The sequence below is a fragment of the Agrococcus sp. HG114 genome (assembly GCF_024723325.1).
In the GTDB taxonomy this organism is placed as follows: domain Bacteria; phylum Actinomycetota; class Actinomycetes; order Actinomycetales; family Microbacteriaceae; genus Agrococcus.
Window position 1 is genome coordinate 1 of record NZ_JANQCH010000325.1, and the last position, 324, is coordinate 324.

1 protein-coding gene is annotated in these 324 nt (G+C 81.2%); it reads right to left on the minus strand.

Annotation, left to right across the window (positions count from 1 at the left end; genetic code table 11):
• A partial coding sequence (locus NWP09_RS13435) for a DUF1206 domain-containing protein (RefSeq protein ID WP_258275968.1) occupies positions 1 to 226 on the minus strand: 226 nt, incomplete at its 3' end.
• Between the last annotated feature and the right edge of the window lie 98 nt (positions 227 to 324).

The window sequence follows — 324 nt, forward strand, 5'->3', positions numbered from 1 at the left end:
GGCTGGGCCCCGACGCGGCGACGGCGAGCACCCACGCGTGCAGCGCGAGCCCGAGCAGCGCGGCGGCCACCGTCCACAGCGCGAGGCCGCCGAGGGGCGTCGCGCCGAGCGCTCCCATCGCTCCGGACTGATCCGGCGTGCCGCCGGCGCCGACAGCGACGCCGAGCGCGATGCCCCCGATGAGCACGTGCACGAGGCCGTTCGCCGTCTGGCCCGCGACCTCCACCCAGGTCGCGGCCCGGTGCTCCTCGACCTCGGCGGCCGCCCGCTGCGCCTTGCGCGCCGCGCGCGCCGGGCGGCTCGGCCGCGCGCGCGGATCGGCGC